This window comes from Pseudomonas putida (genome assembly GCF_009883635.2).
Classification (GTDB): Bacteria; Pseudomonadota; Gammaproteobacteria; order Pseudomonadales; family Pseudomonadaceae; genus Aquipseudomonas; species Aquipseudomonas putida_W.
Genome location: NZ_CP026115.2, coordinates 5,459,343 through 5,480,968, shown reverse-complemented (window position 1 = coordinate 5,480,968; position 21,626 = coordinate 5,459,343). Strand labels below are relative to the sequence as shown.

The 21,626-nt window shown below is 64.9% G+C and carries 19 protein-coding genes; 9 read left to right on the top strand and 10 right to left on the bottom strand.

Annotated elements, in window-relative coordinates; all coding sequences use genetic code 11:
* The first annotated feature begins 39 nt into the window (after nucleotides 1-39).
* From C2H86_RS24940 to C2H86_RS24930, 3 genes are all read left to right on the top strand, one after another.
* On the top strand, nucleotides 40-1,404 hold the full coding sequence (locus tag C2H86_RS24940) for an MFS transporter (RefSeq protein ID WP_159410328.1): 1,365 nt from the start codon (nucleotides 40-42) through the stop codon (nucleotides 1,402-1,404).
* Between the two features lie 79 nt (nucleotides 1,405-1,483).
* The gene (garD, locus tag C2H86_RS24935) at nucleotides 1,484-3,037 is read left to right on the top strand and encodes a galactarate dehydratase (protein ID WP_159410327.1); all 1,554 of its coding nucleotides are present in this window, start codon (nucleotides 1,484-1,486) and stop codon (nucleotides 3,035-3,037) included.
* A 23-nt stretch (nucleotides 3,038-3,060) separates the two neighbouring features.
* Complete coding sequence (locus C2H86_RS24930) at nucleotides 3,061-4,641, top strand: aldehyde dehydrogenase (NADP(+)) (protein WP_159410326.1); 1,581 nt, start codon at nucleotides 3,061-3,063, stop codon at nucleotides 4,639-4,641.
* A 170-nt stretch (nucleotides 4,642-4,811) separates the two neighbouring features.
* Here C2H86_RS24930 and C2H86_RS24925 read toward each other — a convergent pair whose 3' ends face one another.
* On the bottom strand, nucleotides 4,812-5,561 hold the full coding sequence (locus tag C2H86_RS24925; protein WP_159410325.1) for a FadR/GntR family transcriptional regulator: 750 nt from the start codon (nucleotides 5,559-5,561) through the stop codon (nucleotides 4,812-4,814).
* 283 nt (nucleotides 5,562-5,844) lie between these two features.
* Here C2H86_RS24925 and C2H86_RS24920 point away from each other — a divergent pair, with 283 nt between their 5' ends.
* Nucleotides 5,845-6,174, top strand: coding sequence for a hypothetical protein (locus C2H86_RS24920; protein ID WP_159410324.1), 330 nt, complete (start codon nucleotides 5,845-5,847; stop codon nucleotides 6,172-6,174).
* 54 nt (nucleotides 6,175-6,228) lie between these two features.
* On the opposite strand, the gene C2H86_RS24915 is transcribed toward C2H86_RS24920, so the two are convergent.
* The 3 genes from C2H86_RS24915 to C2H86_RS24905 all read right to left on the bottom strand — a co-directional run bounded on the left by C2H86_RS24915 (nucleotide 6,229) and on the right by C2H86_RS24905 (nucleotide 9,515).
* The gene (locus C2H86_RS24915) at nucleotides 6,229-7,155 is read right to left on the bottom strand and encodes a LysR family transcriptional regulator (protein ID WP_159410323.1); all 927 of its coding nucleotides are present in this window, start codon (nucleotides 7,153-7,155) and stop codon (nucleotides 6,229-6,231) included.
* A 26-nt stretch (nucleotides 7,156-7,181) separates the two neighbouring features.
* On the bottom strand, nucleotides 7,182-8,156 hold the full coding sequence (locus C2H86_RS24910) for a quinone oxidoreductase family protein (RefSeq protein WP_159410322.1): 975 nt from the start codon (nucleotides 8,154-8,156) through the stop codon (nucleotides 7,182-7,184).
* 144 nt (nucleotides 8,157-8,300) lie between these two features.
* Nucleotides 8,301-9,515: a YeeE/YedE family protein gene (locus C2H86_RS24905; RefSeq protein ID WP_159410321.1), complete on the bottom strand. Its 1,215-nt coding sequence runs from the start codon at nucleotides 9,513-9,515 to the stop codon at nucleotides 8,301-8,303.
* A gap of 136 nt (nucleotides 9,516-9,651) precedes the next feature.
* Between C2H86_RS24905 and C2H86_RS24900 the strand changes: the two genes are divergently transcribed.
* Nucleotides 9,652-10,560 (top strand): LysR family transcriptional regulator, encoded by a 909-nt coding sequence (locus C2H86_RS24900; RefSeq protein ID WP_159410320.1) that lies wholly within the window; start codon nucleotides 9,652-9,654, stop codon nucleotides 10,558-10,560.
* Here C2H86_RS24900 and C2H86_RS24895 read toward each other — a convergent pair whose 3' ends face one another.
* From C2H86_RS24895 to C2H86_RS24880, 4 genes are all read right to left on the bottom strand, one after another.
* Entirely contained in the window at nucleotides 10,561-11,067 is a 507-nt protein-coding gene (locus C2H86_RS24895) for a DMT family transporter (RefSeq protein ID WP_159410319.1), read from the bottom strand.
* A 141-nt stretch (nucleotides 11,068-11,208) separates the two neighbouring features.
* On the bottom strand, nucleotides 11,209-11,787 hold the full coding sequence (locus tag C2H86_RS24890) for a hypothetical protein (protein ID WP_159410318.1): 579 nt from the start codon (nucleotides 11,785-11,787) through the stop codon (nucleotides 11,209-11,211).
* 111 nt (nucleotides 11,788-11,898) lie between these two features.
* Nucleotides 11,899-13,200: a PQQ-dependent sugar dehydrogenase gene (locus tag C2H86_RS24885; RefSeq protein ID WP_159410317.1), complete on the bottom strand. Its 1,302-nt coding sequence runs from the start codon at nucleotides 13,198-13,200 to the stop codon at nucleotides 11,899-11,901.
* Entirely contained in the window at nucleotides 13,197-13,625 is a 429-nt protein-coding gene (locus C2H86_RS24880; RefSeq protein ID WP_159410316.1) for a DUF2231 domain-containing protein, read from the bottom strand. Before C2H86_RS24880 ends, C2H86_RS24885 begins: the two co-directional genes overlap by 4 nt.
* Before the next feature lie 171 nt (nucleotides 13,626-13,796).
* Here C2H86_RS24880 and C2H86_RS24875 point away from each other — a divergent pair, with 171 nt between their 5' ends.
* The gene (locus C2H86_RS24875) at nucleotides 13,797-14,096 is read left to right on the top strand and encodes a hypothetical protein (protein WP_159410315.1); all 300 of its coding nucleotides are present in this window, start codon (nucleotides 13,797-13,799) and stop codon (nucleotides 14,094-14,096) included.
* A gap of 12 nt (nucleotides 14,097-14,108) precedes the next feature.
* Here C2H86_RS24875 and C2H86_RS24870 read toward each other — a convergent pair whose 3' ends face one another.
* The gene (locus C2H86_RS24870) at nucleotides 14,109-14,921 is read right to left on the bottom strand and encodes a class I SAM-dependent methyltransferase (RefSeq protein WP_159410314.1); all 813 of its coding nucleotides are present in this window, start codon (nucleotides 14,919-14,921) and stop codon (nucleotides 14,109-14,111) included.
* Between the two features lie 191 nt (nucleotides 14,922-15,112).
* A complete protein-coding gene (locus C2H86_RS24865; RefSeq protein ID WP_159410313.1) occupies nucleotides 15,113-17,299 on the bottom strand; it encodes an OsmC domain/YcaO domain-containing protein in 2,187 nt (728 codons plus the stop codon).
* A gap of 258 nt (nucleotides 17,300-17,557) precedes the next feature.
* Here C2H86_RS24865 and C2H86_RS24860 point away from each other — a divergent pair, with 258 nt between their 5' ends.
* The 3 genes from C2H86_RS24860 to C2H86_RS24850 are packed head-to-tail and all read left to right on the top strand — an operon-like array spanning nucleotide 17,558 to nucleotide 21,615.
* Entirely contained in the window at nucleotides 17,558-18,013 is a 456-nt protein-coding gene (locus tag C2H86_RS24860; RefSeq protein WP_159410312.1) for a (2Fe-2S)-binding protein, read from the top strand.
* Nucleotides 18,013-20,259, top strand: a complete 2,247-nt coding sequence (locus C2H86_RS24855; protein ID WP_159410311.1) for a xanthine dehydrogenase family protein molybdopterin-binding subunit — start codon at nucleotides 18,013-18,015, stop codon at nucleotides 20,257-20,259. Before C2H86_RS24860 ends, C2H86_RS24855 begins: the two co-directional genes overlap by 1 nt.
* Before the next feature lie 18 nt (nucleotides 20,260-20,277).
* The gene (locus C2H86_RS24850; protein ID WP_159410310.1) at nucleotides 20,278-21,615 is read left to right on the top strand and encodes a c-type cytochrome; all 1,338 of its coding nucleotides are present in this window, start codon (nucleotides 20,278-20,280) and stop codon (nucleotides 21,613-21,615) included.
* Nucleotides 21,616-21,626 lie beyond the last annotated feature (11 nt).

Genomic DNA, 21,626 nt, shown 5'->3' with positions numbered 1-21,626 from the left:
TGAGCCCGCACAAAAATAACTAGTGGGAGTATTAACAGCATGCAAGCGACTAAAAAGACGCATGTGCGCTACCTGATCCTGTTCATGCTGTTCCTGGTGACCACGATCAACTACGCAGACCGAGCAACCATCGCTATCGCAGGCTCCAGCCTGCAGAAAGACCTCGGCATCGACGCCGTCACCCTTGGTTATATTTTCTCCGCCTTCGGATGGGCTTACGTGGCCGGGCAGATCCCCGGTGGCTGGCTGCTGGACCGCTTCGGTTCGAAGAATGTCTACGCCTTCAGCATTTTCACCTGGTCGCTGTTCACCCTGCTGCAAGGCTTTGTCGGCGGCCTGCCGGTGGCCTGGGCGGTGGTGACCCTGTTCACCCTGCGCTTTCTGGTCGGCTTCGCCGAAGCCCCGTCGTTCCCGGGTAACGCCCGTATCGTCGCAGCCTGGTTCCCGACCCAGGAGCGTGGTACCGCCTCGGCGATCTTCAACTCGGCGCAGTACTTCGCCACTGCACTGTTTGCCCCGATCATGGGCTGGATCGTGTTCAGCTTCGGCTGGGAACACGTGTTCGTGGTCATGGGCGCCCTGGGCATCGTGTTCTCCATGGTGTGGCTGAAGACCATCTACAACCCGCGCCAGCACCCGCGCATCAGCAAGGACGAACTCGAGCACATCGAACAGAACGGCGGCCTGGTCGACATGGACCAGAAGCGCGGCAACGATGGCCCGAAATGGGGCTACATCAAGCAACTGCTGACCAGCCGCATGCTGCTGGGCGTGTACCTGGGCCAGTACTGCATCAACGCCATCACTTACTTCTTCCTCACCTGGTTCCCGGTGTACCTGGTGCAGGAACGCGGCATGACCATCCTCAAGGCCGGCTTCATCGCCTCGCTGCCGGCGGTGTGCGGCTTCATCGGTGGCGTGCTGGGCGGCGTGATCTCGGACTGGCTGCTGCGCCGCGGCAACTCGCTGACCTTCTCGCGCAAGCTGCCGATCGTCTGCGGCCTGTTGCTGTCGACCACCATGGTCTTCTGCAACTATGTCGACGCCGAATGGATGGTGGTCGGTTTCATGACCCTGGCCTTCTTCGGCAAAGGCATCGGTGCACTGGGCTGGGCGGTGGTGGCAGACACCTCGCCCAAGCAGATCGCCGGGCTGTCCGGTGGCCTGTTCAACACCTTCGGCAACATCGCCTCGATCACCACCCCGATCGTCATCGGCTACATCATCAGCGCCACCGGCTCGTTCAAGTGGGCCCTGGTGTACGTGGGTGCCAATGCCCTGGTGGCGGTGTTCAGCTACCTGGTGATCGTCGGCCCGATCAAGCGTATCGAGTTGCGCGACGATGCCCCAAAGCCACAGCCTGAGCCGGTCGCCAACGGCGAACTGGCCAGCTCGCGGCACTGAGTGAACACGCCCGCGCCGGCCGAAGCCTGCGCGGGCGGACGTACAAAAAGCCTGAGAACCTGACAAGTAGGGCCCAAACATGCAGTTGATCGAACATTCCGACTCGCCCCGCTACGTCCGCCTGCACGACGACGACAACGTCGTGGTAGTGGTCAACGACGGCGGCCTGGGCGAAGGTGCACGCTTCGCCGATGGCCTGACCCTGGTCGAAGGCGTGCCACAGAGCCACAAGGTTGCCACCGTGCTGATCGCCAAGGGCGAGCCGGTGCGCCGCTACGGGCAGATCATCGGGTATGCGCTGGAAGACCTGCGCCAGGGCAGCTGGGTGCAGGAAAGCCAGCTGGCCATGCCGGCCGCCCCCGAGCTGGACAGCCTGCCGCGCTGCGACGCGGTACCGGACGCCCTGCCACCACTGGACGGCTTCACCTTCGAAGGCTACCGCAACGCCGATGGCACCGTCGGCACCCGTAACATCCTCGGCATCACCACCACCGTGCAGTGCGTGACCGGCGTGCTGGAACACGCGGTCAAGCGTATCCGAACCGAATTGCTGCCCAAATACCCCAATGTCGATGATGTCGTCGCCCTCACCCACAGCTATGGCTGCGGCGTGGCGATCAACGCTCGCGACGCCTACATCCCGATCCGCACCGTGCGCAACCTGGCGCGCAACCCCAACCTCGGTGGCGAGGCGCTGGTGATCAGCCTGGGCTGCGAAAAGCTCCAGGCCGGCCAGGTGATGCACGACAATGACCCGTCCGTGGACCTCAGCGAGCCGTGGCTGTATCGCCTGCAGGACGCCAGCCTGGGCTTTGCCGAGATGATCGAGCAGATCATGGGCCTGGCCGAAACCCGCCTGAAGAAGCTCGACCAGCGCCGCCGCGAGACCGTGCCGGCCAGCGAGCTGATCCTCGGCATGCAGTGCGGCGGCAGTGACGCCTTCTCCGGCATCACCGCCAACCCGGCACTGGGCTACGCCGCCGACCTGCTGGTGCGCGCTGGCGCCACGGTGCTGTTCTCGGAAGTGACCGAAGTGCGCGATGCCATCTACATGCTCACCTCGCGCGCCGAAAACCAGGAAGTCGCCGATGCCCTGGTGCGCGAGATGGACTGGTACGACCGCTACCTGCAGCAAGGCGCGGCGGACCGCAGCGCCAACACCACGCCGGGCAACAAGAAAGGCGGCCTGTCGAACATCGTCGAGAAGTCCCTCGGTTCGATCGTCAAGTCTGGCAGCGGCGCCATCCAGGGCGTGCTCGGCCCAGGCGAGCGGGTCAACCGCAAGGGCCTTATCTTTTGCGCCACCCCAGCCAGCGACTTTGTCTGCGGCACCCTGCAACTGGCCGCCGGCATGAACCTGCATGTGTTCACCACTGGCCGCGGCACGCCGTATGGCCTGGCCATGGCCCCCGTGGTCAAGGTCTGCACCCGTACCGAGCTGGCCCAGCGCTGGCCGGACCTGATCGACATCGACGCCGGGCGCATCGCCAGTGGCCGCTCGACCATCGAAGAACTGGGCTGGGAGCTGTTCCACTACTACCTGGACGTGGCCAGCGGCCGCAAGCAGACCTGGGCCGAACAGCACCGCCTGCACAACGACATCACCTTGTTCAATCCGGCACCGATTACCTGAACATTCAACCCTAGGAGCCCCACATGCCAGAGATCCTCGGCCACAACTTCATCGCCGGCCAGCGCAGCGCCGCTGGCGCACAACGCCTGCAGAGCCTGGACGCCACCACCGGCGAGGCCCTGCCGTACAGCTTCGCCCAGGCCACCGAGGCCGAAGTGGACCAGGCAGCCAAAGCCGCTGCTGCCGCGTTCGTCGAATTCCGCAACCTGAAGCCGGCCCGCCGCGCCGAGTTCCTCGACGCCATCGCTGCCGAACTGGACGAGCTGGATGACGCCTTCGTTGCCATCGTCTGCCGTGAAACCGCCCTGCCTGCCGCGCGCATCCAGGGCGAACGCGGCCGCACCAGCGGCCAGATGCGCCTGTTCGCCCAGGTGCTGCGCCGTGGCGATTTCCTCGGTGCGCGCATCGACCTGGCCCTGCCCGAGCGCCAACCGCTGCCGCGGGTAGACCTGCGCCAGATGCGCATCGGCGTCGGCCCGGTCGCCGTGTTCGGTGCCAGCAACTTCCCGCTGGCCTTCTCGACTGCCGGTGGTGACACCGCCGCAGCCCTCGCCGCCGGCTGCCCGGTGGTGTTCAAGGCACACAGCGGCCACATGGCCACCGCCGATCTGGTCGGCTGCGCCATCCAACGCGCCGCCGAGCGTACCGGCATGCCCAAGGGTGTGTTCAACATGGTGTTCGGCGCTGGCGTCGGCGAGCCGCTGGTCAAGCACCCGGCCATCCAGGCCGTCGGCTTCACCGGTTCGCTCAAGGGTGGCGATGCCCTGTGCCGCATGGCGGCCGAGCGCCCGCAGCCGATCCCGGTGTTCGCCGAGATGTCCAGCATCAACCCGGTGATCATCCTGCCGGGTGCCCTGGCCAAGCGTGGCGAGGCCATCGCTCGTGAGCTGGCCGGCTCGGTCTGCATGGGTGCCGGGCAGTTCTGCACCAACCCGGGCCTGGTGATCGGCCTGCAGTCGCCGCAGTACAGCCAGTTGCTCGCCGACCTCGGCCAGCACCTGGACCAGCAAGCCGGGCAGACCATGCTCAATGCCGGTGGCCTGCGCAGCTACGTCGGCGGCCTGGAGCACCTGCACGCCCACGCCGGTATCGAGCACCTGGCCGGCCAGGCCCAGGAAGGCAGCCAGGCCCGTGCCCAGCTGTTCAAGGCCGATGCCCGCCTGCTGGTGGAGGCCGACCCGCTGCTGCAGGAAGAAGTGTTCGGCCCGACCACCGTGGCGGTCGAGGTCAAGGACAATGCGCAACTGCGTGACGCCCTGCTGGGCCTGCGCGGCCAGCTGACCGCGACGCTGATTGGCGAGCCGGAGGACTTCGAGGCCTTCGCCTGGCTGGTGCCGCTGCTGGAAGAGAAAGTCGGCCGCATTCTGGTCAATGGCTACCCGACGGGCGTGGAAGTGTGTGACGCGATGGTCCACGGCGGGCCGTATCCGGCCACCTCCGATGCCCGCGGCACCTCGGTCGGCACCCTGGCCATCGACCGCTTCCTGCGCCCGGTGTGCTACCAGAACTACCCGCAGGCGCTGCTGCCGGAAGCACTGCGTGACGGCAACCCGCTGGGGCTGCGTCGCCTGGTCAACGGGCAGTGGAGCGAAGGGACGGTCTGAGTGCCCTGAAACAAGAAAGCCCCGCATCTGCGGGGCTTTCTTTGTTGCCTGCACTGGCCTCTTCGCGGGACAAGCCCGCTCCTACAGGTGCTGCGCAGCCCTGAAGCTACAGGTACTCCTGTAGGAGCGGGCTTGTCCCGCGAAGAGGCCAGCAAAGGTTACTGAAGGGCTCAGGCCCCTTGTGCCTCTGCTTCTTCATGGGCCTGGCGCAAGCGTTCGCGGCTGTTGCTCAGGTGCATGCGCATGGCCATCTTCGCCCCTTCGCTGTCGCGCCGGGCAATGGCTTCGTAGATCGCTTCATGCTCATGCATCAACCGGCTCATGTAATGCGCCTGGTCATCATGGGCCAACCGCGCCGAATTCAACCGGGTACGCGGAATGATGCTGGTACCCAGGTGGTTGATGATGTCGGCGAAGTAGTGGTTGCCGCTGGCCTGGGCAATACGCAGGTGGAACTGGAAGTCCGCCGATACCGCGTCGGTGGCATGTGCAGCCCCCTCGTTCAGCTCGTCCAGCGCCGCACGCATGCCGGTCAGCTCTTCATCGCTGCGCCGTTGCGCCGCCAGGCCCGCCGATTCGATTTCCAGGGCGATGCGCAGCTCCAGTACCGCCAGCACCTCGCGCAAGGTCACCACGGTCGCCGGGTCGATACGGAAGCCCCCGGTCGCTGGCGCATCCAGCACGAAGGTGCCGATGCCATGGCGAGTCTCGACCTGCCCGGCCGCCTGCAGCCGGGAGATCGCCTCACGCACCACGGTACGGCTGACGCCCTCCTCGGCCATGATCTGCGATTCGGTCGGTAGCTTGTCGCCGCGCTTGAGCTGGCCGCTGCGAATGCGCTCGGTCAGCACCGTGACCAGTTCCTGGGCCAGACTGCGCGGCTTGCGCCGGGTCCTTGCCTGTACCTGCTGCTCTGTCATGCCCTGTATTTCACCTTGAAAGACAGCCGTCATCATAACGCAAGCAGTTGTACGATCACATACACCCGACGCGGTATTTCTTGCCGGGGCTGGCCGCCGTGAAGTCAGGTACAGTGAGCCTTTTCCATGGCGCGTCTCGAAACTGACGCTGCTGAACGCGGCGCCTAAGCCCCGCACTGGCAAATCGCTTTCGCATCGCCACTACCTGATAGGAAAATGCTGGCCCCCAGGCATTTCCAGTGAAGGCAAACTTCGTTCATCTTCATATGCTTAGGACAGCAACATGCGAACAATTCTAGCAACGATGGCCGGCTGCCTGTTGGCCACTGTCGGCTTCGGCGCCCAGGCCAAGGCGCTGAACCAGAACGATCGCAACGTCTGTGGTTGGGGCTCGCAAATCGCCGCCGAGGCCCAGCAAGCCAAGCTCTCCGGGGTCACCCTGTATGCCACGCGCAAGAAGCTGCAGGTGCGCCGTTTCGACAAGCCATGGATGCGCATGACTGCCTTCGGCATCACCGAACAGACCTACAACAGCCGTTCGAAGCTGCAGCCGGCAGCGATCAAGCAGACGTATTACGAACAGTGCGTCCAGCACGCAGTTGCTAAACGATAAATCTATATATTTCATATATTTGAAATATTTTTATAGTGCATTTTTGAGACTCAGTCAGCCCTGGTTTCGCCAGGGCGGGCCGTTCTTGAAGCGTTCCTCTATCCAGGCCTTGAACGCCCCCATGGCCGCGCTGTTCAGCCGCGCCGAGGGGCGCACCAGGTAGATACCCGCTGCCACGTCCAGCTGCCATTGTGGCAACACGCGCACCAGGCGTCCGGCCGCGAGGTCCTCGCCCATCAGCCAGTCGCCACCTGCCAGAATGCCCACGCCACGCCGCGCGGCCTCAAGCAGTGCCTCATTGTCGTTGCCGCGTAGCGAGCCGCTGACCCGGACGCTCACCTGTTGCGCTTCATTGTTGAGCCGCCATTCAGGAAATGATCGTAAACCACTGAATTCTAAGCAATTATGTTCAACAAGCTGTTGAGGCTCAGCAGGTTCACCATGGCGCGCAAGGTAGGCCGGTGAAGCGCACAGGATGCGCAGGTGATCACCCAGCTTGCGCGCCACCAGGCGATTGTCTGCCAGCTCGCCAACGCGGATGGCTGCGTCGAAACCCTCGCCGACCAGGTCAACGAAACGGTCGGCATACTCGGCTTCGATGGTCACTTCAGGGTAAGTCAGGACAAAATCCGCCAGCAGGCCGCTCAGCCAGCGGCGGCCCATGGCGGCAGGCAAGGCCAGGCGCAGGCGGCCACGCACCTCTGCGGCGCCCTCGGCGGCCTCCTGCTCGGCCTCGGCAATCAGGCGGCTGGCCTCGCGCACGCGTGCTACCAGCCGCTCACCTTCGTCGGTGAAGCGCAACTGCCGTGTGGTGCGCTCCACAAGGCGTATGCCCAGGCGTTGCTCCAGGGCGTTCAGGCGCTTCGACAGCACCGTGGGATGGCGCTCCAGCTGGCGGCCGGCAGCGGCAAACGAGCGTTGCTCGTGCAAGGCCAGCAAGGTGGCGAGTTCATCAGCGCGGCGGCTGTCAAAGGCATCCATGGCAAGGCTCGGTGGTGAGTTCGGTATCAAGCGGTGAGAATCAGCGCCCCTTCCGACCGCCCTTGCTCCAGGTCCCCATGGGCCCTGGCTGCCTCGGCCAACGGGTAACGGCGCCACACGCGGGGCTGAATGATACCTGCGCCAATCGCTGCCAGCACATCGACTGCGCGCTGCTGGTATTCCTCGGCCGTGGCAGTGTGGGCGGCCAGGGACGGCCGGGTCAGGTACAGCGACCCCTTGGCATTGAGGGTGGCCACTTCGATGGGGGCCGGTACTCCCGAGATTGCCCCACAGGACACCAGCAGGCCGCGGGGACGCAGGCTGTCCAGCGATGCCTGCAGCGACAGCTTGCCTACGCTGTCATATACCACGTCGACGCCCTGCCCCTGGGTCAGCGCACGCACCTGGCTGGCCAGGCTCGCGGCATCGAACACCAGCACCGCGTCACACCCCGCAGCCTGCGCCCGCGTCACGCTCTGCGGCTTCGACACCACGCCAATCACCCGGGCACCCAGATGACGCGCCCAGGGAGCCATGAGCTGGCCGAGGGCACCGGCGGCGCCATACAGCAGAATCTGCGTACCAGCCCCCACCGGGTAGGTTGCCTTGAGCAGGTACTGCGCAGTGATGCCCTTGAACAGCACGGCAGCGGCCGCTTCATCGTCCAGGCTTGGCGGCAACTTCACCAGGCGCTCCGCCGGGTAAAGTCGGCCGCTGGCATAGGCGCCCACAGGGCCGGTGGCATACGCAACGCGGTCACCCACCTGTACGTTGCTCACTCCTGCACCCACCGCAGTCACTCGCCCGGCCCCCTCCAGCCCCAGCCCCGAAGGCAGGGCCAGCGGTGCGCCGCCTTTGCGCTGCAGCACATCGAGGGGGTTGACGCCCATTGCAGTCTGCTCCAGCCATACCTGCCCGGGGCCGGGCTGCTGGGGCTGCAGCTGTTCCAGGTGCATGACGTCGGCAGCGCCAGTGGCGCTCAGGGCAATTCGGCTAGCCATGTTCGGTTCCTTGCGGCAGTGAAAGACCGGATCAGGCTAATTGGCAGGCGGAATTCGAACAATCGGGCCAGGTGCAGATGATTACTGCACCTGGTGAAGCAATGCTCAGCAGGGATAGGCCGGGTCGCACTTGATCACATCGTTTCAGCAGCCGCTGAGCGCCACCGGGCGGCGCTCGCCGGCGAAGAACAGCGGGCGCAGGCGCACGCCGATCAGGTTGCCGGTGTAAGCCGCGATCAGCCACAACCAGCCGTGCACACTACCCGACGCGATACCGCTGAAGTAGGCGCCGATATTACAGCCATAGGCCAGGCGCGAACCATAGCCCAGCAGCAGGCCACCGATCACTGCGGCGATCAGCGATGGCAGCGGGATTTTCAGGCTTGGCGCGAAGCGGCCTGCCAGGCCTGCCGCCATCAGTGCGCCGAGCACGATGCCGATGTCCATCACCGTGGTGATGTCCTGCCACAGCGGCGCAGCCAGTGCCTTGGCATTGGCCGGCGCCTGCCAGAACACCCAGCTGCCGACGTCCACGCCGAAGCTGGAAAGGGTCTTGGCGCCCCACAGGGCAAAGGCCGAAGTGATACCCCACGGGCGCCCGGCCAGGGCCAGGGTGGCGTAGTTGAGCAAGGCCAGGGCAATCGCACCCCATAGCAGCGGCCAAGGGCCGCGCAGGAAGCGTCGCAGGCCTTGATGCTCGCTGCTCAGTGGCGCTTCCAGGGCGCCATGACGACGTTTTTCCAGCACCACCGTGGCCCAGGCGATCAGCGCGAACACGGCCACGCTGACCAGCAGCGCAGGCACCACGCCCCAGGCCTGGACAATCGAAGTGGCCGGGAACGACGGCAGCGCGAACCACCAGTCAGCATGGTGGGTGGCGCTGACCGAGCCGATGATGAAGAACAGCAGGGTCACCAGCATCCGCGCATTGCCGCCGCCGACCGTGAACAGCGTGCCCGAGGCACAGCCGCCCCCCAGTTGCATGCCGATGCCGAAGATGAACGCGCCGAACACCACCGACACGCCAGCCGGCGCGACCAGGCCGGTAACCGGGGTGCCGAACAGGCTGCCGGCCGACAGCGCCGGGAAGAACAGCAGCACGGCCAGGGTCAGCATGACCATCTGCGCACGCAGGCCAGCGCCGCGGCGCTCGTTGATGAACACACGCCAGGCCGAGGTGAAGCCAAAAGCGGCGTGATAGAGCGTCAGGCCCAGGGCGGCACCGACAATCAGCAGCAGCACCTGCTTGAAGCCGGCGTTGAGGTTGAGGAACCAGGCGCCGGCCAGCAGCAGGGCCAGGGCGATCAAGGGCGCACCGAGGCGGCGCGGTTCGGGGGTGGCGGTTGCGGAAAAACCCATCGGAATACTCGGATTACAGTGAAACGGGGGGCGAGTATAACCCCGTCAGGTGCTTTGTGTGGCCTGTCCCGCGAAGAGGCAATCACATCTGTTAGGCTGATAATCACCTGTCAAAGCCACCAGAAGCATTCGCCCCATGGATGAACTGCGCAAGATCGACCTCAACCTGCTGCTCACCCTGCATGCCCTGCTCAGCGAAAAGCACGTGACCCGCGCCGCCCTGCGCCTGCACCGCAGCCAACCCGCCGTCAGTCATGCCCTGGCGCAGCTGCGTGCACACTTCGACGACCCGTTGCTGATCCGCCAGCACGGCCAGATGGCCCTGACCGCCCGCGCGCAATCCCTGGCCAAACCGCTGCAGGATGCCCTCGGCAGCCTCAACGGCCTACTGGCCGCGCCACAATTCGACCCTGCCCAAGCCCGGCGCCGCTTCAGGCTTTCGCTTTCCGACTACTCCTCGCGCATCATCTTGCCGCCGCTGGTGCGCCACCTGCGCCAGGTCGCCCCCGGTGTCGATCTGGCCATCAGCCAGGCCAGCCGCGAAGCCATGCTCGCGCAGTTGCTCGATGGCGAGCTCGACCTGGCCCTGGGCATCTTCCCGGAACTGCCGGCCGATATCGCCTCCCTGACCTTGTTCGAAGACCGCTTCATCAGCGTCGCCGATCGCCGGGTGCTGCCGGCCAAGGGTGGGATAGCCCTGGATGACTGGCTGGCTCGCCCGCACGTGCTCATGGCCATGCACCCGGATGCCCACGATGAGATCGAACGGGCCCTGGCCGAACAAGGCCAGCGCCGGCACATCGCGCTGGCGCTACCCCATTGGAGCGCAGCGGTCGAAGTGCTCACGGGCACTGACCTGATCCTCACCGTGGCCCGCAGAGCGGTAGGCCCGATGCGCCAGCATCCGTCTCTGCGCGAGTTCACGCCGCCACTGCCGATACCTGCCCTCGCCTATCAACAGGCCTGGCATGGGCGCAAGGACAGCGACCCCGGCCATCGGTGGCTGCGCGAGGCGGTCTGGGCGTGTAGCCAGCCCGGGCATTGATCAGCGTTCGATAACGGCCTGGCCGGACGACGGGGTCGAGGTCCAGCCGCCCTGCACCAGCAACACGCCACCGAGGATAAGCAGTACACCGGCAACCCTGGCCAGGTTCACCGGCTTGCTGGCAACGCCCATCAGCCCGAAGTGGTCGACGATCACTGAGGTCAGGATCTGCCCTGCCACCACCAGCACCAGAAAACCCGCCGTGCCCAGCTTGGGCGTCAATGCGGCAGCGCCAGCCACGTAGAGGGCGCCCAACACGCCACCGATCCATAACCACCACGGGCCTTGCAGCGCTTTGCTCAGGTCAGGCATGGGCACCCGCAGGATCAGCAACGCCGTGATGATCACCACCGAACTGACCGTCAACGAGGTGAAGGCGCCCCATAACCAGTGTCCGAGCGCACGGCCGACGGCAGCGTTGCTGGCGGCCTGATACGGCAGTACGAAGCCTGCAAGCAGGGCCATCATCACGGGAAGGAATGCAAACAGCAGGGTCTTGTAGGACATGATGGGTCTCATCTGAAGTCAGGATGAGACCATGATCGGCAAATCGACGATGGTTATGGAAATCGAAAAGGTGCACGTGCAGTATTCGTCATGCGCATACAGCCAAATGCGGGCCTGCCGAAGCGTGCCCGCAGTCCGACCTTACCGCCAGGTATCGACCCGCAGTACTTCGGTGTAGATCGCATCGACGGTCTGGCCAACCTTGAGGTTCTTCATGCGTTTCTGCAGGTCCGGGTTCTCGACCTTGACCACCTGTAGCTTGCCTTCCGGCGGCAACAGGGTCACTTCATGTGTTTTCAGGTCGATCTTCTTGATCTGCGAGGTTACTCGAACCTGGCGGAATGCTTCGCCGCCCGGGTTCGGATTGTCCTTGGTGGCGCGAATGGTGCCGGATTCTTCACTCGCTTTGGGCGCGCCGCCCACATTGCTGTTGAGCACGTAGGCGATTGCCCGGGTGACATAGATATCAACGTTGTCACCGACCTTCAGGTTGGGCAGCGCCTTGGCCTTTTCCGTCAGTTGCAGGGTGACGTCCTTGTCGTTCGGCCCTTTTACCGTGACTTGGCGATTGTCCAGGTCGATGGCGGTGACCTGGGTTTTGACGTGGCTTTCCAACGCCTCACTGCCAATCGGAATCTCGGCAGCCTGTACGGTGATGGTGGCAGCGGACATCAGCGTGGCGAGGGCAACAGCGCGAGCGAGCGTGCAAATAGGATTCATAGGCCTGCTTCCATGTGTTCAAGACCGGGTTCGTGCGTGAAATGTTTACGCGCAAACAAGCATAGCCATTGCCCGCCACTCTGCAGGCAAACGCCCGCGCTGCTGCACATTTCAACCCCTTGGCGTCATACGCGTCACACGCCAGACGGTGTTGGCCAGGTCATCCGCAATGATCAACGCCCCGCGCGGGTCCACCGTCACGCCCACAGGCCGACCTCGGGTCTTGCCATCTTCCCCACGGAACCCGGTGGCAAAGTCGATCGGCTCACCGGCTGGCTTGCCCGCCTTGAACGGCACGAAGATCACCTTGTAACCCACCGGGTTCGGCCGATTCCAGCTACCGTGCTCGCCCACGAACACCCCGTCGGCAAACCGTTCACCCATGGCCGGGATGGAGAAGTCCACGCCCAGCGCGGCAACGTGCGACCCCAGGCTGTAATCCGGCTTGATCGCGGCCGCCACCTTGTCCGGATTCTGCGGTTTCACCCGTTCATCGACGTTCTGCCCCCAGTAGCTATACGGCCAACCATAGAAGCCGCCCTCTCGTACCGAGGTGAGGTAGTCCGGCACCAGGTCCGGGCCCAGTTCGTCACGTTCGTTGACCACCGTCCACAACTGCCCGGTGTCCGGCTGAATGGTCAGCGCCGTCGGGTTGCGCAAACCGGTGGCGTAAGGCTTGTGCGCCCCCGTCACGGCGTCGATCTGCCAGACCATGGCGCGGTCGATTTCCACCTCCATGCCACGCTCGGTGATGTTGCTGTTCGAGCCGATGCCTACGTACAGATAGCGGCCATCAGGGCTGATGGTCAGCGCCTTGGTCCAGTGGTGGTTGATCTCGGCCGGCAGGTCGGTGACCTTGATCGGCGGGCCACCCGCCTTGGTCTGACCGTCCTGGTAGTCGAAACGTACCAGAGCATCCTGGTTGGCCACGTACAGCTTGCCGCCGGCAAAGGCCAGGCCGTAGGGCGCATTGAGGCCTTCGGCGAACACCGTCTGTAGCTCATAGGTGCCATCGCCATCGGCATCGCGCAGCAGGGTCAGGCGGTTGCCACCCTTGACCTGGGTATTGCCCTTGGCCTTGATCTGGCTGGCGATCACGTCCTTGGGCTTGAGCTTGGCGGCACTGCCGCCGCGTCCTTCGGCGACCAGGATATCGCCATTGGGCAGCACCAGGCTCTGGCGCGGGATCTTCAGGTCAGTGGCGATGGCCGTGATGCTGTACCCCTCGGGCACGGTGGGCTTCTGCTCGCCCCACTGCGCCGGTTGCGCGATCTTCATGCTCGGCAGCAAGCCGCGCTCCGGGGCCGGCAGTTTTGGGTCGGGGCCCAGTGCCTGGGTCGGCTCACCGTCACCGCCGCAGGCGGCCAACAGCAGTGCCACGCTCAGCAGCGACATTCCATGCAACGGCTTCATGCCTCACCTCCCGAACCCAGATTACTCATGCCCAGCCACGCCGCCACGCAAGCCAGCACGGTGACGATCACCGACAGCACCAGGCCCGCCGGCATCACGGCCCAGGCGTCCTTTGCATGCTCAAACGCGTTGATAAGCCCCAACACCCAGGTCGCCAGCAACAGCAGGAAGTACAGCGTCGGCCGCCCGCCCTTGCGCGGGGCGCGGATCAGGTTGGCCAGGGCAAACAACAGCGCCAGCCCGCAGAACAGCAAGCCACCGGCAATCAGCCAGGCGGCGAAGTTGCTCCACTGGATCTGGTAGCTCTTGAAGTAGGCAATGTCGCTCAGCAACGCGCCGAGAAACAGCGGAACCGTGCCGGCCAGCAGGATCGCGTGCAGCGGGCTGGGCGTGCATCGGTAGAGGGTTTGCTCAGTAGCGGTCACGGCGCCTCCTTATCAGTCGGTGACCCGGGGCTGAAGGACTGGCACGGGGCCTTGTCCATCAGGCGTGCGCAGGGTGCGCTTAAGAAGGGATCACCTTGACGTTCGGATAGTTCACCGCTTGGCTTGATAGAAATATCCTGAAAGACTTCGCGCGTCCGAATGAGGGATACCATGAGCATCTGCAGCACACGACCTTACGCGTACTGGACCGCGCATGCCTTGCTGGCCATCAGCCTGGCACTCAATGCCGGCTGTTCGAGCAAAACCAGCAAGGCGCGCTACTACGCCGCAGCCCCGGGCTCCAACTGTTACGCCAAGGCGCTTCCCAGCACTGGCGAAGGCGGCCTGGCCTGGGGCAACACACTGGGCATTGCCAAGCAGAAATCGCTGAACAACTGCATCCGTTATGCCGGCCGCTCAGGCGGCACGCCAGACACTTGCCAGGTGGTGCTGGCCAAGTGCAAGAACTAGCCGCAGCGCAGTTCAACGACGGGTGATGACCACCTCCAGGTACTCGCTGGGTACAACCAGTGAGGCCCCGCCGCCGATGTTGCTCTCATCCAGCAACTGTGTCAGCTCTCGCTCCAGCGCACTGGCCGCTTCCGGTTCGAGCGATGCGAACGCCTTGTGCACCGGCCCGTACCATGTGCGGAACACTTCGATGAAATGCGCTGCCGAGCGATAGCGAAAGTTGAAATACTGCGGGTTGATGTCAAGCATCCCGATTGCCCCTTCGAACATGGCCCGCAACGCCATCTCGTCACCCCAGCGCGATGGCGGCAAGGCTCCGGGAGGGGGCGGTACATGCCGGCCGAGGGTCTTGAACATCTGCCCGACGAACCCCTGCGGCGTCCAGTTGGCCAGGCCGATACGCCCACCCGAGCGGCAAACCCGGGCCATCTCCCGCGCCGCCTGGGGCTGATCGGGGGCGAACATCACGCCAAAGGTAGACAGCACGACGTCGAAGATGCCGTCCTTGTACGGCAGCGCTTCGGCATCGGCCACTTCGAAATCGACCTTGAAGTGCTCCGCACGGGCACGCTCTTCACCGCGCTTGAGCAGTTCGGCCACGTAGTCGGTGGAGGTGACCCGACAGCCGCGCCGGGCGGCGGCCAGGGTGGCGTTGCCATTGCCGGCCGCGACATCCAGCACCTGCTCGTCCCAGCGCAAATCGCAGGCTTCGGCCAGGCGTTCCCCGACCAGTTGCAAGGTGGTGCCGATCACCGCGTAGTCGCCGCTGGCCCATGCCGCTTGCTGGCGGGCCTTCAGTGCATTGGTATCCAGAGGAGTGCTCATGGTCTGCGCCTTCTTGTTGTGCGCGCGGCCGAGGTCCTTCTGGCGGTCTGCGCGCCATGGAATGGAATAGGTTTGAGCGGGATTCAGCTAAGCGCTGATGAGGGGGAGCGGCAAGCGCACGGCAATACCAATTGGCGATAGCAGCAAGCACGCCTGGCTATTTGGGGCTGCATGGCAGCCCCAAACATGTGTCAGGCAAACCTGGCCCGCGCAGCATGCAGTTTCTTGTAGCTCTCGATCAGCCGCAGATGGCGGTCCAGCCCTTCGAGCTTCGTGCTGGTCGGGGTCAGCCCATGGAAGCGCACGCTACCGTCGACCGAACCCAACACCGCGTCCATCCGCGGGTTGCCGAACATGCGGCGGAAGTTGGCTTCGTAGTCGGCCATTTCCAGCTCCTCATCCAGCTGCACCTCCAGCACCACGTTCAGCGCCTGGTAGAACAGGCCGCGCTCGACGGTGTTGTCGTTGAACTGCAGGAACGCCTCGACCAGTTCCTTGGCATCCTCGAAGCGCTTGAGCGCCAGGCAGATCAGCAGCTTCAATTCAAGAATGGTCAGCTGGCCCCACACCGTGTTCTCGTCGAACTCGACGCCGATCAAGGTGGTGATGGTGGTGTAGTCGTCCACCTCGCATTTATCCAGGCGACGGCGCAGCGCGCGCAGGGTGCGGTCGTCGAGGCTGTGCAGGTTGAGGATGTCGGCACGGAAGCCCAGGGCGCGGTTGGTGTTGTCCCAGATCAGGTCCTCGACCGGATAGATCTCGGAATAACCCGGTACCAAGATGCGGCAGGCGGTGGCGCCGAGGTTGTCGTACACCGCCATGTACACCTCTTTGCCGAGGTCTTCGAGGATGCCGAACAGGGTCGCGGCTTCCTGAATGTTGGAGTCTTCGCCATGGCCGGAGAAGTCCCACTCGACGAACTCGAAATCGGCCTTGGCACTGAAGAAGCGCCACGACACCACACCGCTGGAATCGATGAAGTGCTCGACGAAGTTGTTCGGCTCGGTCAGCGCATGGCTTTCGAAGGTCGGTTGCGGCAAGTCGTTGAGGCCCTCGAAGCTGCGGCCCTGCAGCAGCTCGGTGAGGCTGCGCTCCAGCGCCACTTCAAAGCTTGGGTGGGCGCCGAACGAGGCGAACACGCCGCCAGTGCGCGGGTTCATCAAGGTCACGCACATCACCGGGAACTCACCGCCCAGCGAGGCATCCTTGACCAGCACCGGGAAGCCCTGCTCTTCCAGGCCCTGGATACCGGCGAGGATGCCCGGATACTTGGCCAGCACTTCCTGGGGAACATCCGGCAGCGCCAGCTCGCCCTCGAGGATTTCGCGCTTGACCGCGCGCTCGAAGATTTCCGACAGGCACTGTACCTGGGCTTCGGCCAGCGTGTTGCCGGCGCTCATGCCGTTGCTGAGGAACAGGTTCTCGATCAGGTTGGACGGGAAGTACACCACCTGCTCGTCGGACTGGCGCACGAACGGCAATGAGCAGATACCACGCTCGGTATTGCCCGAGTTGGTGTCGTACAGGTGCGAACCGCGCAGCTCACCGTCGGCGTTGTAGATCGCCAGGCAGTGTTCGTCGAGGATTTCTGCCGGCAGCGCGTCCTTCGGCCCTGGCTTGAACCACTGCTCGTTCGGGTAATGCACGAACGGCGCGTTGGCGATGTCTTCGCCCCAGAACTGGTCGTTGTAGAAGAAGTTGCAGTTCAGCCGCTCGATGAACTCGCCCAGCGCCGAGGCCAGTGCGGCCTCCTTGGTCGAGCCCTTGCCGTTGGTGAAGCACATCGGCGACTGGGCGTCGCGCACGTGCAGCGACCAGACGTTGGGCACGATGTTGCGCCACGAGGCGATCTCGATCTTCATGCCCAGGCCGGCAAGGATGCCGGACATGTTGGCAATGGTCTGCTCCAGCGGCAGGTCCTTGCCGGGGATGTAGGTGCTGGTGTCGGCCACCGGCATCAGCAGGCCCTGGGCATCGGCGTCGAGGTTGTCGACTTCTTCGATGATGAACTCGGGGCCGGTCTGCACCACTTTCTTCACGGTGCAGCGGTCGATGGAGCGCAGGATGCCCTGGCGGTCCTTCTCGGAAATGTCCTCGGGCAGCTCGACCTGGATCTTGAAGATCTGGTTGTAACGGTTCTCCGGGTCGACGATGTTGTTCTGCGACAGGCGGATATTCTCGGTGGGAATATCGCGAGTCTGGCAGTACAGCTTGACGAAGTACGCCGCGCACAGGGCCGACGAGGCCAGGAAATAGTCGAATGGGCCCGGGGCCGAACCATCGCCCTTGTAGCGGATCGGCTGGTCGGCGATCACCGTGAAGTCGTCGAACTTGGCTTCAAGACGAAGGTTGTCGAGAAAATTGACCTTGATTTCCATGCGGGGATTACCGTGATTGAGGCGTGCAAAACGAAATTGGCCGGCATTATCCGGGTTTTCGGCCCGGAAGTCCTCTCCGCAATCTGTGGGAGCCAGCCTGGATATTGCGCATTCCACCGGATTGCTTGCCTGATCCTCTGAACCTGTGCCCACCACCAGCCCAGTGGTCGTATCACTGTGCTAGCGTTTCTGGATTGGGGAACAACGTATTCCCCAGCAGACCGTAAACGCCCTCAACCGATGATCAGCAGGTGAGCCATGGAACTTCGTATCAACCAGAAGACCTATCAGGTCGACACCGATGCCGACACGCCGCTGCTGTGGGTATTGCGTGACGACCTGGGCATGACCGGCACCAAGTATGGCTGTGGCCTGGCCCAGTGCGGCGCCTGCTCGGTGCTGGTGGATGGCAATGTCGTGCGTGCCTGTGTCACCCCCGTGGCCGGCGTGGTCGGGCGCGAGGTGACCACCATCGAAGCGGTCGAGGCCGACCCGGTAGGCAAGCGCGTGGTGGCGGCCTGGGTCGAGCACCAGGTGGCGCAGTGCGGCTACTGCCAGTCCGGCCAGGTGATGGCGGCCACGGCGCTGCTCAAGCACACCCCCAAGCCCAGCGATGAGCAGATCGGCGCGGCGATGGTCAACCTCTGCCGCTGCGGCACCTATAACGCCATCCATGCTGCCGTGCATGCACTCGCCCAAGGGGAGCAGGCCTGATGAACACGCCCGTCGATACCCCCGCAGAACTGCTCAGGCTGCAACTGGGCGAAACCGTCAACCTGTCGCGCCGGCGCTTCCTGGCCGGCACCGCGGTCGGTGCCCTGGTGCTGGGTTTCGGCCTGCCGATGGGTTCGGCCCGCGTGCAGGCGGCGGCAGCCGCCCCGGAACGTGGCACCCAGGTGCCGGCGTTCCTGGAAATCCGCCCGGATGGCAAGGTGCGCCTGCTCAGCCCGTTCATGGAGGGTGGCCAAGGCCCCTTCACGGCCATGGCCCAGATCGTCGGTGAAGAACTCGACGTCGACCCGGCCAACTTCCTGGTCGAAAGCGCACCGCCCGGGGAAGCCTACGTGGTGATGGAAAACGGCCTGCGCATCACCGGTGGCAGCATGTCGGTGCGCATGAGCTACCCGACCATGCGTCGCCTCGGCGGCCTGGCCCGGGCCATGCTGCTGCAGGCTGCGGCCGAACAATGGGGCGTGCCGGTCGGCGAGCTGTCCACCGAGCCTGGCAAGGTCATCCACGCCGCCTCCGGCCGCTCGCTGGCCTATGGCGAACTGGCCGGCCGTGCCATGGACCTGCCGGTGCCGGACCCCGCCAGCATCAAGCTGCGCGACCCCAGCCAGTTTCGCTGGATCGGCAAGCCGGTGCGGCGCCTGGACGCCTACGACAAATCCACCGGCAGGGCCGAGTACTGCATCGACATCAAGGTCGACGGCATGCTCCACGCCGCCGTGCAGCACGCGCCACGCCTGGGCATGACCGTGGGCAGCCTGCGCAACGAGGAACAGGTCAAGGCCATGAAAGGCGTGCATTCGGTGCATCAGTTGCCAGGCGCCGTGGCCGTGGTCGCCGAACGCTGGTGGCACGCCAAGCGTGCAGTGGAAGCCATCCAGGTGGACTGGAAAGAGCCAGGCGCCGACAGCAAGGTGCGGCCGATGCCGGCAGACTTTTCCAGCGACGGCTGGCGCGAGCACCTGGCCACCGTTGAAGGGCCGGCTCGCGATGAGGAAAACCAAGGCGACATCGCCGGCGCCCTGGCCAATGCCAAGACCAAGGTCGAGGCCAGCTACCACAACCAGTACCTCAACCATGCCCAGCTGGAACCGCCGTCTGCCCTGGCCCGCTTCAACCCGGACGGCACCCTGGAAGTCTGGCTGCCCAACCAGGCGCCGGACATGTTCCGCGACGACATCGCCAAGCGCACCGGCCTGGATGCGGCGCAGATCACCCTGCACTCACCTCTGCTTGGCGGCTTCTTCGGCCGCCACTTCCTGTACGACTCGGCCAACCCGTACCCACAGGCCATCGCCCTGGCCAAGGCCGTCGGCCGCCCGGTCAAGCTGATCTGGAGCCGCGAGGAAGAGTTCCTGCGCGACGTGCTGCGCCCGGTTGCCGTGGTCAAGTTCCGCGCCGGTCTGGATGCCGACGGCCTGCCGGTGGCCATCGAAGCCGTGAGCGCCACCGAAGGCCCGACCGAAGCCCTCGCCGGCAAGCAAGGCGACAAGATCGACCCCACGGCCCTCGAAGGGCTGTCGGGCAAGTCTTACGCCATTGCCAACAAACGCATTGCCCAGATCTACGTCAAGGGCCCGGCCATGCTTGGCTACTGGCGCTCGGTGGGCAACTCGCTGAACGACTTCTTCTATGAATCGTTCCTTGACGAGTTGGCCGACAAGGGCGGCAAGGACCCTTACGAACTGCGCCTGCACCTGCTGCGCGACAATCAGCGCCTGACCAACCTGCTGCACGCGGTGGCCGAGTTGTCCGGCGGCTGGAAGCGCGGGCCGTTCACGGCAGAAGACGGCAGCAAGCGCGCCCGCGGCATAGCCATGGCCTCGCCGTTCGGCTCCGAAGCCGCGGCCATCGCCGAGGTGTCGATCGAGAACGGCCAAGTCAAGGTGCATGACATCTGGCAGGCGATCGACCCCGGCAGCATCGTCAACCCGGCGATCATCGAGCACCAGGTCAACGGTGCGGTAGCCCTGGGCCTGTCGCAGACGCTGGTGGAGGAAGCGGTGTTCATCGACGGCAAGCCGCGTGCACGCAACTACGACCTGTACCCGATCCTGCCCCCCTCGCGCATGGCCCGGGTGCATGTGCGCATTGTCGAGAGCGGGGCGAAGATGGGCGGTATCGGCGAGCCGCCGCTGCCGGCGGTGGCGCCTGCCGTGGCCAACGCCGTGGCGCAGCTCACCGGCCAGCGGGTGCGTAGCCTGCCGCTGAGCCGCCACACCTTCAGCTGACCGGACAAGGACTGCCCCATGACCCACAGCCGTTTCGCCCGAACCGCGGGCTGGTTGGCCGTGCCGTGCCTGGTCGCGGCCGGCCTGCTGGCCTGGTACGTGACCCGCGAGCCCGCCTCGCCTTTCAGCACCGAACGTGTTGACCCCGCGCTGGTCAGCCGTGGCGAATATGTCGCCCGGCTCAGCGACTGCGTGGCCTGCCACAGCCTGCCCGACGGCAAGCCGTTTTCCGGGGGCCTGGCAATGGCGACGCCGCTGGGCACGATCCACGCCACCAACGTGACCCCCGACCGCGAAACCGGCATCGGCAACTACAGCCTGGCCGACTTCGACCGCGCTGTGCGCCATGGCGTCGCACCGGGTGGCCGGCGCTTGTACCCGGCCATGCCCTACCCTTCGTACGCCAAGCTCAGTGACGACGATGTCAAGGCGCTGTACGCCTTCTTCATGAAGGGTGTGCAGCCGGTACCACAGGCGAACATCCCCAGCGATATTCCCTGGCCGCTGAACCTGCGCTGGCCCATCGCCTTGTGGAACGGCGTGTTCGCCGCCGACACGCCTTACGCTGCCAAGTCAGGGCAGGACGCACTGTGGAACCGCGGCGCGTATATCGTCCAGGGGCCTGGCCACTGCGGCAGCTGCCACACGCCACGGGGCCTGGCCTTCAACGAGAAGGCCCTGGATGAAGCGGGTAAGCCGTTCCTCGCCGGTGCCCTGCTCGATGGCTGGTATGCGCCCAGCCTGCGTGGCGACCACAACACCGGGCTCGGCCGCTGGAGCGAGGACGAGATCGTCCAGTTCCTCAAGACCGGGCGCAACCGGCATGCGGTGGTGTATGGGTCGATGACCGAGGCGTTCAACAATTCCACGCAGTTCATGCACGATGACGACCTGGGCGCCATCGCCCACTACCTAAAATCGCTGCCCGGTGACCCACAGCGAGACGGTACGCCCTGGCAGTACCAGGCAGTTTCTGCAGCCACGCGCCTGGACAGCCCTGGCGCTCACACCTATGTCACCCGCTGCGCCAGCTGCCATGGCCTGGACGGCAAGGGCCAGGCCGAGTGGATGCCTCCGCTGGCCGGTGCCACCTCGGCATTGGCCAGGGAAAACGCCTCGGCGATCAACATCACCCTCAATGGCTCGCAACGCATCGTCGCCGCCGGCGTGCCGGATGCCTACCGCATGCCGGCGTTCCGCGAGCAGCTGTCGGACCAGGAGATTGCCGCTGTGCTGAGCTTCGTGCGCAGCACCTGGGGCAACGCGGGCGGCGCGGTGGATGCACAGGCGGTGGGCAAGCTGCGCGGGCACACCGACCCGGCCAGCAGCAGCCCGATCATCCTGCATATGCGCTGAGGAGGCACGGC